At 63.1% G+C, this 15,380-nt stretch carries 15 protein-coding genes; 6 read left to right on the top strand and 9 right to left on the bottom strand.

Features of this window, described 5'->3' with window-relative positions; translation table 11 throughout:
• The first annotated feature begins 1 nt into the window (after position 1).
• The gene (locus tag IEX78_RS07365; protein ID WP_188827996.1) at positions 2 to 394 is read left to right on the top strand and encodes a hypothetical protein; all 393 of its coding nucleotides are present in this window, start codon (positions 2 to 4) and stop codon (positions 392 to 394) included.
• Here the strand turns inward: IEX78_RS07365 and nrdF are convergent.
• Complete coding sequence (gene nrdF, locus IEX78_RS07370; protein WP_188827997.1) at positions 391 to 1,353, bottom strand: class 1b ribonucleoside-diphosphate reductase subunit beta; 963 nt, start codon at positions 1,351 to 1,353, stop codon at positions 391 to 393. The two genes, IEX78_RS07365 and nrdF, sit on opposite strands and share 4 nt — an antisense overlap.
• A gap of 319 nt (positions 1,354 to 1,672) precedes the next feature.
• On the opposite strand from nrdF, the gene IEX78_RS07375 reads away from it, so the two are divergent.
• A complete protein-coding gene (locus IEX78_RS07375) occupies positions 1,673 to 2,668 on the top strand; it encodes a peptidase (RefSeq protein WP_188827998.1) in 996 nt (331 codons plus the stop codon).
• On the opposite strand, the gene mgtE is transcribed toward IEX78_RS07375, so the two are convergent.
• On the bottom strand, positions 2,665 to 4,083 hold the full coding sequence (gene mgtE / locus IEX78_RS07380; protein WP_229683757.1) for a magnesium transporter: 1,419 nt from the start codon (positions 4,081 to 4,083) through the stop codon (positions 2,665 to 2,667). The genes IEX78_RS07375 and mgtE overlap by 4 nt on opposite strands.
• A gap of 411 nt (positions 4,084 to 4,494) precedes the next feature.
• Between mgtE and IEX78_RS07385 the strand changes: the two genes are divergently transcribed.
• Together IEX78_RS07385 and IEX78_RS07390 are read left to right on the top strand one after the other, a co-directional pair.
• Positions 4,495 to 5,487, top strand: coding sequence for an LLM class F420-dependent oxidoreductase (locus tag IEX78_RS07385; RefSeq protein ID WP_188827999.1), 993 nt, complete (start codon positions 4,495 to 4,497; stop codon positions 5,485 to 5,487).
• Positions 5,488 to 5,612: 125 nt separating this feature from the next.
• Positions 5,613 to 7,718 (top strand): MMPL family transporter, encoded by a 2,106-nt coding sequence (locus IEX78_RS07390; RefSeq protein ID WP_229683758.1) that lies wholly within the window; start codon positions 5,613 to 5,615, stop codon positions 7,716 to 7,718.
• Between the two features lie 139 nt (positions 7,719 to 7,857).
• Here IEX78_RS07390 and IEX78_RS07395 read toward each other — a convergent pair whose 3' ends face one another.
• The 5 genes from IEX78_RS07395 to IEX78_RS07415 form a co-directional block, all read right to left on the bottom strand.
• Entirely contained in the window at positions 7,858 to 8,613 is a 756-nt protein-coding gene (locus tag IEX78_RS07395; RefSeq protein ID WP_188828000.1) for an NUMOD3 domain-containing DNA-binding protein, read from the bottom strand.
• Between the two features lie 36 nt (positions 8,614 to 8,649).
• Positions 8,650 to 10,782 carry a class 1b ribonucleoside-diphosphate reductase subunit alpha gene (gene nrdE / locus IEX78_RS07400; protein ID WP_188828307.1) on the bottom strand — a complete coding sequence of 711 codons (2,133 nt, stop codon included), beginning with the start codon at positions 10,780 to 10,782 and terminating at the stop codon, positions 8,650 to 8,652.
• Between the two features lie 11 nt (positions 10,783 to 10,793).
• On the bottom strand, positions 10,794 to 11,267 hold the full coding sequence (gene nrdI, locus IEX78_RS07405) for a class Ib ribonucleoside-diphosphate reductase assembly flavoprotein NrdI (protein WP_188828001.1): 474 nt from the start codon (positions 11,265 to 11,267) through the stop codon (positions 10,794 to 10,796).
• Positions 11,268 to 11,277: 10 nt separating this feature from the next.
• Positions 11,278 to 11,511 (bottom strand): glutaredoxin-like protein NrdH, encoded by a 234-nt coding sequence (gene nrdH, locus IEX78_RS07410; protein ID WP_188828002.1) that lies wholly within the window; start codon positions 11,509 to 11,511, stop codon positions 11,278 to 11,280.
• A gap of 376 nt (positions 11,512 to 11,887) precedes the next feature.
• Positions 11,888 to 12,457 (bottom strand): NADPH-dependent FMN reductase, encoded by a 570-nt coding sequence (locus IEX78_RS07415; protein ID WP_188828003.1) that lies wholly within the window; start codon positions 12,455 to 12,457, stop codon positions 11,888 to 11,890.
• 86 nt (positions 12,458 to 12,543) lie between these two features.
• Between IEX78_RS07415 and IEX78_RS07420 the strand changes: the two genes are divergently transcribed.
• Entirely contained in the window at positions 12,544 to 13,191 is a 648-nt protein-coding gene (locus IEX78_RS07420; RefSeq protein ID WP_188828004.1) for a TetR/AcrR family transcriptional regulator, read from the top strand.
• A gap of 6 nt (positions 13,192 to 13,197) precedes the next feature.
• Positions 13,198 to 14,022, top strand: coding sequence for an NAD(+) synthase (gene nadE, locus IEX78_RS07425; RefSeq protein ID WP_188828005.1), 825 nt, complete (start codon positions 13,198 to 13,200; stop codon positions 14,020 to 14,022).
• Between the two features lie 4 nt (positions 14,023 to 14,026).
• On the opposite strand, the gene IEX78_RS07430 is transcribed toward nadE, so the two are convergent.
• Positions 14,027 to 14,269 (bottom strand): MoaD/ThiS family protein, encoded by a 243-nt coding sequence (locus IEX78_RS07430; protein ID WP_188828006.1) that lies wholly within the window; start codon positions 14,267 to 14,269, stop codon positions 14,027 to 14,029.
• Positions 14,262 to 15,320, bottom strand: coding sequence for a GTP 3',8-cyclase MoaA (moaA, locus tag IEX78_RS07435; protein WP_188828007.1), 1,059 nt, complete (start codon positions 15,318 to 15,320; stop codon positions 14,262 to 14,264). The genes IEX78_RS07430 and moaA overlap by 8 nt, the downstream gene beginning before the upstream one ends.
• Between the last annotated feature and the right edge of the window lie 60 nt (positions 15,321 to 15,380).

Consider the following 15,380-nt stretch of genomic DNA (forward strand, 5'->3'; position numbering starts at 1 on the left):
GATGTCGCATCACACGCCCCCTGCCTCCGACAATGCCGCCGACGTCGTAATGCCGTGGGCGCCCCGCGACCATCGGTGGAGTGGCGAGCAGGCCCGTCACGACGCGCGAATTTGGGCCGACGGCGACCCGATCAAGCTCGCGTCGATCTTCATTTACCGGCGCGAAGGCGGAAACCCGGCCGCGATCGACGATTACAAGTTCCCCATCGCCGACATCATCGACGGCCGCCCAACGAAGGTCTTCCACGCGGTCAGCGCGGCGGCGGGCGATCTGGACAAGGCCCACATCTCCGACCACGACCGCGAAATCGTGAAGCGCCGGATCACCGAGCTTTACCTTGAGGCGGGAAAAGCGTTCGGCGACCCGGGCTTACGTGCCCCGTGGGACCGTTAGAACTCCCAGTCCTCATCCTCGGTGTTCTCGGCCTTGCCAATCACATAGCTCGACCCTGACCCCGAGAAGAAGTCGTGGTTCTCGTCGGCGTTTGGCGACAACGCCGACAGGATCGCCGGGTTCACCTCGCACTCGTCCTTCGGGAAAAGGCCTTCGTAGCCGAGGTTCATCAGCGCCTTGTTGGCGTTGTAGCGCAGGAACTTCTTGACGTCTTCGGTGAGGCCGACCTCGTCGTAGAGGTCCTGGGTGTAGTCGACCTCGTTGTCGTAAAGCTCGAAGAGCAGCTCGAAGGTGTAATCCTTGAGTTCGGCGCGCTCGGCCTCGGTGACCAGCTCAAGTCCGCGCTGGTACTTGTAGCCGATGTAGTAGCCGTGGACGGCTTCGTCGCGGATGATCAGGCGGATCATGTCGGCGGTGTTGGTGAGCTTCGCACGCGAAGACCAGTGCATCGGCAGGTAGAAGCCCGAGTAGAAAAGGAAGCTTTCCAGCAGCGTGGAGGCGACCTTGCGCTTGAGCGGGCTGTCGCCGTTGTAATAGGAAAGGACGATTTCGGCCTTGCGCTGCAGGTTCGGGTTTTCCTCCGACCAGCGGAACGCCTCGTCAATCTCCTTCGTGGAGCACAGCGTCGAGAAGATGGAGCTGTAGCTCTTGGCGTGCACCGACTCCATGAACGCGATGTTGGTGTATACCGCCTGCTCGTGCGGGGTGAGAGCGTCCGGGATCAGCGACACCGCGCCGACGGTGCCCTGGATGGTGTCGAGCAGCGTGAGCCCGGTGAAGACCCGCATGGTGAGCTGCTTCTCATCGGGGGTCAGGGTGTTCCACGACGGGATGTCGTTGGACACCGGCACCTTTTCCGGCAACCAGAAGTTGCCGGTGAGCCGATCCCAGACCTCGGCATCCTTCTCATCCGGCACCCGATTCCAGTTGATGGCAGATGTCCGATCGATGAGCTTCATTTGCGCTTCCACACCTTTCCGCCGACCCGCGATTACTCCATGACACTACGCGTTGTGTCTCGATCCGCTCGACACCACTACACGTTGTGTCGAGCGCTACTTTCCGGCTTGGTCTAGCCCGCTATCAGACGCCAGCCGCCGCAGACTCATTGTCCGGCACGCACTCCAACGTCGGTGCGCGGGTTGGCCATCGACGCATCGGGGTCGACAACATTCTGGGAACGACCACCGTGGACGTTTGCGCGATCGTTGCTCTAGCGGGCAGACTCGGTGAGCGGGTGTGGGTGACTCGACCGGTTCGGCGACGTCAGGGGTGTGCATGTATCGCAGAGCAGTGGTGGCGGCTGTCGGGTTGCTCGCCTTCGGCACGATCGTTGGTTGTGGCGACGACGAGTCGAGCAAACCGCCGGATTACGCGAAAGAGCTGCCGCCGCCGCCTTCGCCGGTCATCCCTAAACAACCGCCACAGTTCTGGTCGACGGTCCCGCAAAACGAGGAGCAGCGCGCTGAAGTGCGCCAAGCGACGCGACAGGTCGACATCTGCGCGATCCTCCCCCGCGACGTGCTCAAACCGATGGGCAACATCAAAAGCGTCACCGTTGGCCTCGACTCCTGCCGCGCGGTGATCGGCACCGACAAACCCGGCGACGGCACCACCCTCACCTGGCACGCCACCCTCCTTGACAGCATCGGGACCGGCGGCAAAGGCACTAACCACAACGTCGGCGACGTGCCCGTCCGCATCGTCCCCGACCGCGACTCTGGCACGCCCCGAGCCTGCGGCGCGACGGCCGTTTTCCCCAACGGCGCCGCGTTCTACCTTGGCTTATCCACCCCGCCCAACACCGATCCGTGCAAGGTCGCCAACGACCTAGTCCCCGGCATGATTGACCGCTGGAAGCAGTCACCACCCCAGGGCACCTCCCCCGACACCGTCCCGACGGTCCTGCTCGGCGCCGACCCCTGCACGGTTCGTACGAAACTCGGGCCGAGCACGCTCAGCAGCGGCCAACGCCTCACCCAGTGCCTTTTCGAATATCGGGGCGAGAACGTGACGGTCGCCTACGAGTACCGCGTGCCCGAATATCTCGCGGCCAACAGCACACCCGTCGACATCAACGGTCGCGAAGCGCATCGCTCAGTTTCGTTGTACGACAGTCGAATTCCCATCTTCACCGCCGCTGTTGGCCCGGAACTGCCGCCGAACAGCACGTCGTTCGGCAGGCGTGTTCCGGTCGTCGAGGTGGTTGCCGTCACCGACGATGTCGCCAAAGATGTTCTCGGGCAAGCACTTACGCTCTTCCCGGCGAGCTAGATTCCCAGCACCAGCTTCGCTGTCGTGAAGTAGATGATCAGCCCGGTCGCATCGACGAGCGTCGTGACCATCGGTGCCGAAACCACCGCGGGGTCGATCTTGCAGCGCTTGGCGAGCAGCGGCATCGTGCCGCCGATCGTCGCCGCCCACCCGCAGATCACCACCAGCGTGATCGCGACGACGATCGCGATCTTCGCCCCGACAAACACCGTGCCGATCAGCAACCCAGCGGTCGCCAGCATCGCCCCGAGCACCAGCCCAACGCGACACTCACGCCAAATCACCTTGAACAGGTCCGACACCCGCACCTCGCCGACCGCCAACGCGCGCACGCACGCCGTCGCGGCCTGCGCGCCCGCGTTGCCGCCAGCGCCGATCAGCAGCGGGATGAACAGAGCCAACCCGGCGGCCTGCTCAAGCGTCCCCGCGAAAAAGTCGGTGACGCTCACCGTGAGCGTCGCGGCGAACAGCAAAAGCATCAACCACAGCGCCCGATACCGCGCGAGCTGGAACACCTTCGCGGCCATGTAATGGCCTTCCCACGGTGCCGAACCGGCCTGCTTGGCGACGTCTTCGCTGTCAGCGGCTTCGAGCACCTCCATCGCGTCGTCGATGGTGAGCAAGCCGACAACGCGGTCCTCGCTATCGACAACGACGAGGTTGATGTCGTTGGTCGAACTCATCAGACGCGCGGCCTTCTCCGCCGAATCGGTGGCCCGCACGAACGACGGCTCGGTGACAACCAACTCCGACACCATCGCATCGGGCGCGTGCAGCACGAGTTCCCGCAGTTCGACAATGCCGCGCAGCCGTCGACCGCAGTCGACAACCGGCAGCGTGTACACCGTCTCCGCCTTGCCGCCCTTGGCGCGCACCCACGCCAATGCCTGCGCGACGGTCAAATTGTCCGGCAGCGCAACAACTTCCGGCGTCATGTACAGGCCGACCGAGTCTTCGGGGTAGCCGAGCAGCGCCGCCGTCATCCGACGTTCGCGCGGGCTCAGCCCCTCAAGCACCTTCTTCGCAACCTTGGCCGGGGCCTCGTGCAGCATGCGCGCGCGGTCGTCGGGGTCCATCGCTTCGACCAGGTCGCGGAAGCTCTGGTCACGCAACCCCTGCAAGATTTGCTGCTGGTCGACCGGCTCAAGCTCTTCGAAAACCGTGATGGCACGGTCTTTGTCGAGGAGGCGAAACACCAGCCCTGCCGCGATAGCGTCCATGCGGGCGAGCGCGTCGGCGATCTGGTGCGGGGCGCGATTGTCGAGCCACCCGAGCGCGTCGGTGACGCGATGCGTCTCGGCGATGCGCGACAAGACCGTGAGTGCTTCGGTGACCGACTCATCCGAAATAGTCTCGGGCACAACAGGATTCACATCGTCGGCGGCACGCGAAACAGCAAGTTCAATCTGCGACATGGGAGAAGCCCTTCGGCAGCAGGCACATGCGCGGGCCATCATCAGGAGGTCGCGCAAGTGTGAGGTGAATCAACGACGGCGGAGCACCGCGGGCGTCTTCACCAAGGTGTGGCTGCTAGCCGACAGGGCAGAAGACGCCGCGCGGTGTTCGACTCGGGGGTTCGTTACGTGTCATCGCAACCCCACCTCCTTGCCGTCGTTGTGCGAGATCGCACGTCTTCCTTATTCGCAGGATACATCCGCAGCCCCACCCGGGTCACCTCGGCACAGGCGTACCAGTCCATTCCGCGCATAACCGCCGGTCCAGGGTTGTGCGCGCGGCGCGCATAACTGTTGCCGGGGGTGGGCATGATCGTCAAAAGTGGGTTGTGACGCACGACATTCGCGCGAGATCATTCGAAGGAGAAACCTGTGCGGTTCGGCATCTTCATTCCCCAGGGCTGGCGGCTCGACTTAGTCGGCATCGAACCGGCGGACCAGTGGCCGGTGATGCGCGAGCTGGCCCAGCGCTTCGACGCGGGAACCGACTGGGAGTCGATCTGGGTTTACGACCACTTCCACACCGTGCCGGTGCCGACCGACGAGGCGACACACGAAGCGTGGTCGCTGATGTCGGCGTTCGCGGCGACAACGTCGCGGCTACGGCTGGGGCAGATGTGTACGGCCATCAGCTACCGCAACCCCGCCTACCTGGCGAAGGTCGCCGCGACGGTCGATTTGATCTCGGCTGGTCGCGTTGAGATGGGCATCGGTGGCGGTTGGTACGAGCACGAGTGGCGTGCCTACGGTTACGGATTCCCTTCCGCCGGTGAGCGTTTGGGCCGACTCGACGAGGGCGTGCAGATTTTCCGACAGGCGTGGCGGACTGGTCGCGCGACGCTCGACGGCCGCTACTACCAGGTCGACGGCGCGATCGTGCACCCCAAGCCGTTGCAGGAGAACGGGATTCCAATTTGGGTCGCCGGTGGTGGCGAGAAGAAGACGCTGCGGATCGCGGCCCGCTACGCCGACTACACCAACTTCAGCGGTGACCCCGTTGAGTTCGCGCACAAGTCCGAGATCCTGCGCGCCCACTGCGCCGACGTTGGCACCGACTTCGACGCGATCACCCGCAGTTCAAACTTCAACACCGTTGTCGGCAGCACGGAAGCTGAAGTGAAGGAACGACTTTCGGCGATCGTTGAGCGGTTCACGCCGTACCTTGGCGCGGCGGAGGCGGCGGCGATCGTTGAGCAGCAATTCGGGTCGAGCGCCACCGTTGGCACACCGGAACAGATCATCGAACGGCTCTCGAAAGTGAAGCAGCTAGGACTTGGCTATTCCATTCTGAACTTCCCCGAAGCCGCGTACGACATCTCCGGCATTGAACTGTTCGAACGTGAGGTGATTCCTGCTCTGCGGTGATAATTCAGCCGGTCACCGGATGTATACATCAGGGTGATCCCTGATGCCGAATTTCAGGGTATCGCAACGGTTTTCGCGCGGCATAGCATCGATATGGCTCATCGCCCACTAAAGGGGAATTAGCGATGTCGAATGTCATTGACCGCATGGTCAGAATTCCGAGTGGCAGGCGCGGTAAGTGGGTGGTCCTCGCTGTCTGGATCATCGCCCTTATCGCGCTTGGCTCGTTCGCTGGCAAACTCGCTGGCGCACAGAAAAACGACAACATCAACTGGCTGCCGAGTAGTGCTGAGTCAACGCAGGCTTATCACCTCGCCGAACCATTCGGCGACGCCGACGAAGCCCCGGTCGTGCTCGTTTACGAGCGGACAAGCGGCATCACCGACGCCGACCGAGCAGCAGCAACCGCCGACGCACTCGCGGCGCGCGGAATGCCAAACATCGTGGCCGACAAGGTAGTTGGTCCTATTACCGCCCAAGACGGGCAAGCGTTGCAAGTGCTTGTGCCGATCAAGATGGGCAGCGACGGCTGGTCGCAGTTGACGAAAACCGTCGCTGACCTCGTCGATCATGCCGCGCCAAGGCCCGACGGGCTATCGATGAACCCCACCGGACCCGCCGGGTACGCGGCTGAATTCGGTGAGGCGTTCGAAGGGATCGACGGGATTCTGCTGCTCGCGGCAGGACTTGTTGTGATCGCCATTTTGCTCATCACCTACGGGCCGATGCTGTGGATTTTGCCGCTCATCGCCGCAGGTGCGGCCCTGGTTTTGTCGCAAAGCGCGGTCTATGGGGCGACGCATTGGGGACTCACCGTCAACGGGCAGAGCGCGGCGGTGCTCACCGTGCTGGTGTTCGGTGCTGGCACCGACTACGCGCTGCTGCTTGTCGCCCGGTATCGCGAGGAACTGCGCAAACACGAGGACAAGCACGAGGCGATGGCCGTTGCGCTGCGTCGCGCGGGGCCCGCGATTCTGGCAAGTGGTGCCACGGTGATCATCGCGATGCTGGCTTTGCTTGTGGCACGGATGAATTCGACGGCGGGCATGGGACCGGTGTGTGCGGTTGGTATCGCGGTCGGGTTGCTCGCGATGGTCACGCTGCTGCCCGCGTTGCTGGTGATCGCCGGTCGGTGGATCTTCTGGCCACGGCATCCTGATTTCGGGTCGGCTGACGTGTCGGTTTCCGGGATTTGGGCGCGGATTGGCGCGTTCATCTCGCCTCGCCCGCGTGCGGTGTGGGCGGTCACGGCCGTTGTGCTGCTTGGTCTCGCGGTCGGGATCAGTGGGCTCAAGACCGACGGGATCGCGGCGAAGGACGCCATCATTGGCGAGTCGCGCGCTGTCGCTGGTGCTGAGGTGCTGGAACGGCACTTCGATATCGGCACGGGCAACCCGGTGTTGATTCTCGGTAAGGCCGATCACGCGGACGCGCTTGCCGCGGCGGTTGCCGGGACGGCGGGGGTGAAGTCACCTACGCCGCCTGTCGTTAAGGACGGCACCGCGCTGATTCAGGCGACGTTGACCGACGGGCCCGACACCGTTGAGGCCGAAGCGACCGTCGACCGGGTGCGCGCGGCAGTGCACGCGGTGGAAGGTGCCGACGCGAAGGTCGGTGGCAATACCGCGACCGTCCTCGACATCAAACGTGCGTCCGCCCATGACAATCGGGTGATTGTGCCGGTGGTGTTGGTGATCGTGATGGGCATTTTGATGCTGCTGTTGCGGTCGGTGTTGGCCCCGATCCTGCTGACGTTGACGGTGGTGCTGTCGTTCTTGGCGGCACTGGGTTTGAGCCGCTGGATCTTCGACCTGCTCGGTTTCCAGGGCGCCGACCCGGGCTTGCCGTTGCTGGCCTTCGTGTTCTTGGTGGCACTGGGCATCGACTACAACATCTTCTTGATGTCGCGGGTGCACGAGGAATCCCAGCGCGTCGACACCCGAAAAGCGGCGCTGCTCGGCCTGTCGTCGACGGGCGGCGTGATCACGTCGGCGGGTTTGGTGCTGGCTGGCACATTCGCGGTCTTCACGACCTTGCCGCTGGTGAGCTTGGCGCAGATGGGCATCGTGGTCGCCGTCGGCGTTTTGCTCGACACACTGATCGTCCGCTCGATCCTGGTGACAGCACTGACGTTGGATTTGGGCGACCGAATTTGGTGGCCCGCCCGCCCGCGCCGCGAGCAGCCGGTGTTAGTGACGAAGTCACCGGAACCGGTGTCAGTCGGCGACTGACCCGATAGCAAGAAGGGCCGAGCGGGCGCCAGCTCGGCCCTTCTCACGCGTTAAGTCGGCAACCAGGACGGCCGTGGCAACCCAGCCACAGCGCCAGCGCGAAGGTCGGGCGCGCATAAAACGACCCGGTCATGGCCGCCTACTTCGGTCGTCCCAAGTCGTCTACGCAATGCACGCACGTCTCCTTAAAGACGCCCTTGTTGGTGTGGTGGCGTGTGTGGGCGCTGCGGGCACTTGAGGGCTTGTGTTGGCCCTTTTGGGCGGCGGACATCTTTGCCCGAGTTTCGTCGCTCGCCTTCTTCCCATAGTTCGGGTTGTTGGCGCCCATCTTCTGTTCGGATAGGCGACGAAGAGTCTCTTCCGACCACACCCGGCCATAGGCGGGATGGTCTGGGCCGAACTTGCCGAAATTCGGGTTGGCCTCGCCGCTGTACATCCCCTTCCGCTCGGCCGACCACTTCTCGCGCTGCGATGGTGAGTGGGTCAGGCCATGGAAGGGATTGTCGTCGCCGTACCGGCTCAAACCTGGTCGTCCGGTTGAGCGCAAGCGCGCGGCCTCACGCATTTCTTCGGTCCACACGACGCCGGTCGGTCCGAGACCGCCTGCTGCCAGATTCAGTAGCGGCTGGCCCTCCTTGCGGAGGTAAGCGATCCAGTCAATCTCGGCCCGGCCCAGTTCGTCCTGGTTTTCGAGCCAGTCCAAGACATCTGCGGTCACGTCGTTGCGATCCTGCTTGCGCAGCCAGTCGTAGAAGGGCGTCTTGCGACCTTCGCTGGCTGTTTTAAAGTGCTGCCGGAGTCGGACAGATGCGGTCTTAGTCGTGAGCCCGATATATCGATAATCCCACGAGGAGCGGAGTCGAATTCCGTAGATCACACCTTCAGTGCTCGTCATTCGACCTCCGCCACCCGGGGACTCGTTATCGAATCGTTATAGCATGCAGCTGACGCAGGAATCCAATTGGGTCCCTTCCAGTGCCAGTTGGCGCAAACGGATGTAGTACAGGGTCTTGATTCCCTTACGCCACGCGTAGATCTGCGCCTTGTTCAAATCGCGCGTGCTCACGGTGTCCTTGAAGAACAGTGTCAACGACAAACCCTGGTCCACGTGTTGGGTCGCTGCCGCGTACGTGTCGATGATTTTCTCGTAACCGATTTCGTACGCGTCGTCGTAGTACTCAAGATTGTCGTTGTCCAGGTAAGGGGCCGGGTAGTAAACGCGGCCGATCTTGCCTTCCTTGCGGATCTCGATCTTCGACGCGACCGGGTGGATTGAGCTCGTTGAATGGTTGATGTAGGAGATCGAACCGGTCGGCGGGACCGCCTGCAGGTTCTGGTTGTAAATGCCGTGCTCCTGCACCGACGCCTTCAGCTCGCGCCAATCATCCTGGGTCGGGATGTGCACGCCAGCGTCGGCGAACAATTGCCGCACCTTATCGGTGGCGGGCTCCCATACCTGGTCGGTGTACTTATCGAAGTACTCGCCGCTGGCGTACTTCGAATCGGCGAAGCCACCAAATGCCGTTCCGCGTTTTTTCGCGATCAGGTTCGATGCCCGAATCGCGTGGTAGACCACGGTGTAGAAGTAGATGTTGGTGAAGTCGATGCCCTCTTCGGACCCGTAATGCACCCGCTCACGCGCCAGGTAACCGTGCAGGTTCATCTGCCCGAGGCCAATGGCGTGTGACTCGTTGTTGCCCTGCTCAATCGAAGGCACCGAGTAGATGTGGGTCTGATCCGAGACAGCGGTGAGCGCCCGAATCGACGTCTCGATGGTCTGGCCGAAATCAGGCGAGTCCATCGCCTTCGCGATATTCAGCGAGCCAAGGTTGCACGAAATGTCTTTGCCGACATGGGCATAGGACAGATCATCGTTGAACACCGACGGCGTCGACACCTGCAGAATTTCCGAGCATAGGTTCGAGTGGGTGATCTTGCCCTTGATCGGGTTGGCCCGGTTCACCGTGTCTTCGAACATGATGTAGGGGTAACCTGACTCGAACTGCAATTCGGCGATGGTCTGGAAAAACTCACGCGCCTTGATCTTCGACTTGCGAATGCGCTTGTCGTCGACCATCTCGTAGTACTTCTCGGTGACGTTGATGTCGGCGAACGGCACACCGTAAATGCGCTCGACGTCGTAAGGCGAGAACAAATACATGTCCTCGTTCTTCTTCGCCAATTCGAAAGTGATATCGGGGATCACGACGCCAAGCGACAGCGTCTTGATGCGAATCTTCTCGTCGGCATTCTCGCGCTTGGTGTCGAGGAAGCGGTAAATGTCGGGGTGGTGGGCGTGTAGGTACACCGCGCCCGCACCCTGACGCGCGCCAAGCTGGTTGGCGTAAGAGAACGAATCCTCAAGCAACTTCATGATCGGAATAACGCCAGAAGACTGATTTTCAATCTTCTTGATGGGCGCACCATGTTCACGAATATTGGTGAGCAGCAACGCGACACCGCCACCGCGCTTCGACAATTGCAGCGCCGAATTAATGGACCGCCCAATGGACTCCATATTATCTTCGATGCGCAAAAGGAAACAGGAAACGGGCTCGCCGCGCTGCTTCTTTCCCGAATTCAAGAAGGTGGGGGTGGCGGGCTGGAAGCGGCCGTCCATAATCTCGTCGACGAGACGGGTCGCCAATTCTTCGTCGCCCGCGGCCAACGTGAGCGCGACCATGACGACGCGGTCTTCGAAGCGCTCAAGGTAGCGCTTTCCGTCGAAAGTCTTGAGCGTGTAAGAGGTGTAGTACTTGAACGCGCCGAGGAAGGTGGGGAAACGGAACTTCTTCGCGTACGCCTGCTGGAACAGCGCCTTCACGAACGCGCGGCTGTACGCGTCGAGCACCTCGGGCTCGTAGTAGTTCTCCTTCACCAGGTAGTCGAGCTTCTCGTCCAGGTTGTGGAAGAAGACCGTGTTCTGGTTGACGTGCTGAAGGAAGTACTGGTGTGCGGCCTCGCGGTCCTTGTCAAACTGAATCTCGCCGTTGGGGCCGTAGAGGTTCAACATCGCGTTGAGCGCGTGGTAGTCGAGGACCTCGTCGGTGGACTCGCCGCGCACCGGCGCCTGCTCTAGGCGGGCATTCTTGCCGGTCGGTGCGGTGGTTGCTGTTGCCAAAACAATCCCAATCCCTCTCGGACGCGCTCGACGTCGGACGCGTTCCCCATGAGTTCGAAGCGATAAAGGTAGGGCACCCCGCATTTGCGCGAGATGACGTCACCGGCAGCGCAGAAGGTGTCGCCGAAGTTGGTGTTACCCGCAGCGATCACGCCACGCAAGAGCGAGCGGTTGTGCGGGTTGTTAAGAAACTTCGCTACTTGACGCGGAACGAACTCTTTGTCGGGGCGTGAGCCATTGACAACGTGCCGACCACCGCCGTAAGTGGGGGTGATCAGCACGTAGGGTTCGTCGACGCGCGGTGGTTCCGCTGAGCTGTGCAGTGGTAGTCGAGTGGCGGGCAAACCCAGCTTCTCGACGAAGCGATGCGTGTTCTCCGATGCGCTGGAGAAGTAGACCAGCCCGCCCGGAGTGCTCCGTTCGGGCATGGCGAGCCCCTTAGGCAGCGACGGTCGCGAGCGACTTGATGCGGTCGGGACGGAAACCCGACCAGTGATCCTCGCCAGCCACAACGATGGGCGCCTGGAGGTAACCGAGTGCCATCACGTAGTCGCGCGCCTCGTCGTTGACGGAAATGTCGACGACCTCGTAGCTGACGCCGGCCTTGTCAAGGGCCTTGTAGGTGGCATTGCACTGGACACACGCGGGCTTGGTGTACACGGTGACAGTCATCTAGGTTCTCCCTCTCCCGAATCCAACTAAGACGTTGCTCGCACTACGTGCGCAAACTCCTGGATCGGGTGGTGAATGCCCTGCTCGCAACCCCTTCCCTTGGGCCTGAGCAGCGGCGGCGTCGCACCGTCTTCCAGTACGACAGACACTACACCTAGTGGGCGACAGATTGGAACGACACAACAGGTTGCGAGTCGCACTGATGTAATTCCGGACGGGTAAGTCCCAGGACGCGCCGAGAACGACCCGCCGGAACAGTGGTCCAGATCACGATTTCGCCACACCGGCGAGTCGCCAGCAAACCCCACGCACGCGAACGGGCACCACCTGCGTGAACTGCCAGGTGGTGCCCGTTCGATGGAACTAGTTGACCAGCTTACGCCGTCGCGACCTCAGCCTTGGCCGCCTCGGCGAGCTCGTGCACGACGGCACCGAGCTGGGCGATGACCTCGGCGTCGGCGCTCGGGTGCGTCTCAGCGAAACGCTCACCAATGCCGCCAAAGCGCGCGCTCGCGGCTTCGACGATAACGCCGCCAGCGACACCAACGGCCTTCACGGCGTCACCGTGCGCCCATTCGGCGGCACGCCCGCTGATCGACGCGCTCACCACCGCGACCGGCTTGTCCTTGATCGCGCCAACACCGTAGGGCCGCGACGCCCAGTCGATCGCGTTCTTCAGCACGGCCGACAGGGTGCCGTTGTATTCGGGGGTTACCAGCAGCACGGCGTCAGCGTCGGCAACGGCAACGCGCAGCGCCTCGGCGGCGGCGGGAACGTCGCCAGCGACGTCGAGGTCCTCGTTGTAGAACGGGATATCACCGAGGCCCTCGTAGATCGTCACCTCGACACCTTCGGGCGCGGCCTGGACGGCGGCTTCGGCGACCTGACGGTTAATCGAGGCCGCCCGCAGGCTGCCGACGAGGGTGAGAATGCGGGTCTGGCTCATAACAACTCCTGTTGTGTGACTGAATTAGCGAGTCGGTTCGTATTACGGTAACCGGACCGCAGTCCGAATACTTCCCCGGAGGGCAAGTGAGCAGTGTGAGCTACCCCACACCTGATGGCGCGTCGCGTGGCCGCCTGTTGCCTGTCGGCCAGCCCGCATCAACTCCTCGCGCCGATGCCGCACGCAACCGCGCGCTGTTGCTCGACGCCGCCCAAGAACTCGTTCGCGAGAGCGGCGTCGACGCGCTCACGATGGACGCACTCGCTAAACGCGCTGGCGTGGGCAAAGGCACGGTGTTCCGTCGCTTCGGCAACCGCACCGGCCTCATGTTCGCCCTCCTCGACCACTCCGAACAACAGTTTCAATCAGGGTTTTTATTTGGTCCGCCCCCACTCGGCCCAGGCGCGAGCCCCCTTGACCGACTCATCGCCTTCGGTCGAGCGCGGTTGCGTGACATCGCGGTAGAAGGCACCTTGCACCGCGCCGCCGAGTCCAATGGCGGCTGGCTCGGGAGTCGGCCGTACGAATTCCACAAGGCGCATGTCGTGCATCTGCTTCGCTCAGCTGGCGTGCGAACTCAGCTGGCGCCACTGGCCGATGTGCTGCTCGGGGCGCTGTCGGCGGAGTTGGTCATGCATCAAACCGACGCGCAAGGCTTCACGCTCGACCAAGTCGGCGACAACTTCGAATGGCTCGTTCGCCGGGTGGTCGCCCCGGTTGCCGCAGTAGAGTGAGCATGTATGGGGACACTGCGTGAACAGATCATCGCCGAGCTCGGCGTCGCGCCGGAGATTGAGCCGAAGCAGGAGGTCCGCCGCCGGGTCGACTTCCTCAAGGACTATCTGCGCGCCACTCCAGCTAAGGGCTTCGTGTTGGGAATCAGTGGCGGACAAGACAGTTCGCTTGCTGGTCGCCTATGCCAGCTAGCCGTTGAAGAGCTGCGTGCCGAAGGCGGCAACGCCGAATTCATCGCGGTGCGTTTGCCTTACGGCATTCAGGCCGACGAAGCCGACGCGCAAGCGGCGCTGAATTTCATCGATCCCGATCGCACGATCGTGGTGAACGTGAAGCCAGGCGCCGACGCCGTTGCCGCTGAGGTGGCCGGTGCGCTCGACCACGAACGCCTGCGCGACTTCGTGCGCGGCAACATCAAAGCCCGTGAGCGCATGGTCATTCAGTACGCGCTTGCTGGTCAGGAGAACATGCTCGTCGTCGGCACCGACCACGCGGCCGAGGCCGTCACCGGCTTCTTCACCAAATTCGGCGACGGTGGCGTCGACCTCACGCCGCTCACCGGGCTCACCAAACGCCAGGGTGCCGCGCTGCTGCAAGAACTCGGCGCGCCGTCGACGATTTGGTCGAAGGTCCCAACGGCCGACCTCGAAGACGACCGGCCCGCCCTGCCCGACGAAGACGCGCTTGGCTTGCGCTACGCCGAAATCGACGACTACCTCGAAGGCAAAGAGGTGACCGATGCCGTCGCCGCGCGCGTTGAGCAGATCTTCACCAACACCCGCCACAAGCGCACGGTTCCGGTGACCCCGCTCGACACCTGGTGGCGCTAAGTTTCTAGCCCCCCGCGAACGGCGGCAACACGTCGACGCGGGGGGTGAGCACTGTCGCCGGGTCGCGCGTGAGTTCGTCGCCGATCAGGTACGCGCACACGCCGATCATGGAGTCGAGTTCGGCGCCGTAGGTGGCGGCGAGGTGCGCGCGTAAGTCGGCGATGGTGGCTTGCGCGGGCAAGTCGAACGATTCGCTTGCCTTGCCGACCGCGTCAGCGATGGCCGCGAAATACCGAACCTCAACCACCAATGGCTCCCATCGTGCGTTCGGGGGGGACGAAACCGGCGGCGTCGATGCCATGACCGGCCCACTTCTGCCACATCGCGCCTCGCCAGAGGTCGGCGATCTCGTCGTTGGTCGCGCCCGCGCGCATCGCGCCGCGCACGTCGAATTCGTGATCGCTGAACAGGCACGACCGCAAGCGACCTTCGGCGGTGAGACGCGTGCGGTCGCAGGTGTCGCAGAACTTGCGGGTGACGGTGGCGATGATGCCGACCGTCGCCGGTCCGTCGTCGACGAGCCACCGTTCGGCGGGTGCGGACGGGTCGATGCGCCCGGTCTCGGTGAGGGTGAAGCGTTTGCCGAGGACGTCGAGCAGGTCGGCGGCGGTGACCATGTGGTCGCGGGCCCATTCGTGGTCGGCGTCGAGCGGCATTTCCTCGATGAAGCGCAGTTCAGCGCCTTCGGCGAGGCACCAGGCGAGCAGGTCGGGTGCGCCCGCGAGGTTTTCTCGCATCAGCACGGCGTTGACCTTGAGCGGCGTGAGGCCGACGTCGCGGGCGGCACGGATGCCGTTGAGTACCGACTCAAGGCGGTCGCGACGGGTGAGACGAGTGAAGTCGAGCCGGTCGACGGTGTCGAGGGAGACGTTCACGCGCGAAAGACCAGCGTCGCGTAGTGCTTTGGCGCGGTGTTCGAGGCCGACGCCGTTGGTTGTCATCGCGAGCGGGGTGTCGGGGACGGCGTCGTGGCAGCCCGCGATGATCTGCTCAAGTTCGCGGCGCATCAGCGGTTCGCCGCCGGTGAAGCGGACTTCGCGCACCCCCAATTCGCGAACAGCCAGGGTGACAAGGCGAATGATCTCGTCGGCGCTGAGCAGTTCATCGCGCGGAATGGGCGGCAGCCCCTCCTCCGGCATGCAGTAGGTGCACCGCAGCGAGCACTTCTCGGTGATGGAAACACGCAGGTCGCGCGCGACACGCCCGAAGCGGTCGACGAGCAGAGGCGTATCGGGTCTGCCGTCGAGAGACGGTAGACCTGACCGCAGCGCGGGAATCCCCATGTCGACCAGCGTCATCCTTACAGTATGACCGCTTGACCAGAAGAGCATCCGACCGACGGGCGATGTGTCACGAAT

Origin of the sequence: Nocardia camponoti, assembly GCF_014646135.1 — a bacterium.
In the GTDB taxonomy this organism is placed as follows: Bacteria; Actinomycetota; Actinomycetes; order Mycobacteriales; family Mycobacteriaceae; genus Nocardia; species Nocardia camponoti.

Excerpts from the sequence above, each read along its gene's own strand:
- nrdI (WP_188828001.1), bottom strand. The coding sequence starts at position 11,267 with ATGCCCGAACGGAGCACTCCGGGCGGGCTGGTCTACTTCTCCAGCGCA.
- nrdH (WP_188828002.1), bottom strand. The coding sequence starts at position 11,511 with ATGACTGTCACCGTGTACACCAAGCCCGCGTGTGTCCAGTGCAATGCC.
- nadE (WP_188828005.1), top strand. The coding sequence starts at position 13,198 with ATGGGGACACTGCGTGAACAGATCATCGCCGAGCTCGGCGTCGCGCCG.
- IEX78_RS07415 (WP_188828003.1), bottom strand. The coding sequence starts at position 12,457 with ATGAGCCAGACCCGCATTCTCACCCTCGTCGGCAGCCTGCGGGCGGCC.
- nrdF (WP_188827997.1), bottom strand. The coding sequence starts at position 1,353 with ATGAAGCTCATCGATCGGACATCTGCCATCAACTGGAATCGGGTGCCG.
- IEX78_RS07395 (WP_188828000.1), bottom strand. The coding sequence starts at position 8,613 with ATGACGAGCACTGAAGGTGTGATCTACGGAATTCGACTCCGCTCCTCG.
- IEX78_RS07375 (WP_188827998.1), top strand. The coding sequence starts at position 1,673 with ATGTATCGCAGAGCAGTGGTGGCGGCTGTCGGGTTGCTCGCCTTCGGC.
- moaA (WP_188828007.1), bottom strand. The coding sequence starts at position 15,320 with ATGACGCTGGTCGACATGGGGATTCCCGCGCTGCGGTCAGGTCTACCG.
- IEX78_RS07365 (WP_188827996.1), top strand. The coding sequence starts at position 2 with ATGTCGCATCACACGCCCCCTGCCTCCGACAATGCCGCCGACGTCGTA.
- mgtE (WP_229683757.1), bottom strand. The coding sequence starts at position 4,083 with ATGTCGCAGATTGAACTTGCTGTTTCGCGTGCCGCCGACGATGTGAAT.
- IEX78_RS07390 (WP_229683758.1), top strand. The coding sequence starts at position 5,613 with ATGTCGAATGTCATTGACCGCATGGTCAGAATTCCGAGTGGCAGGCGC.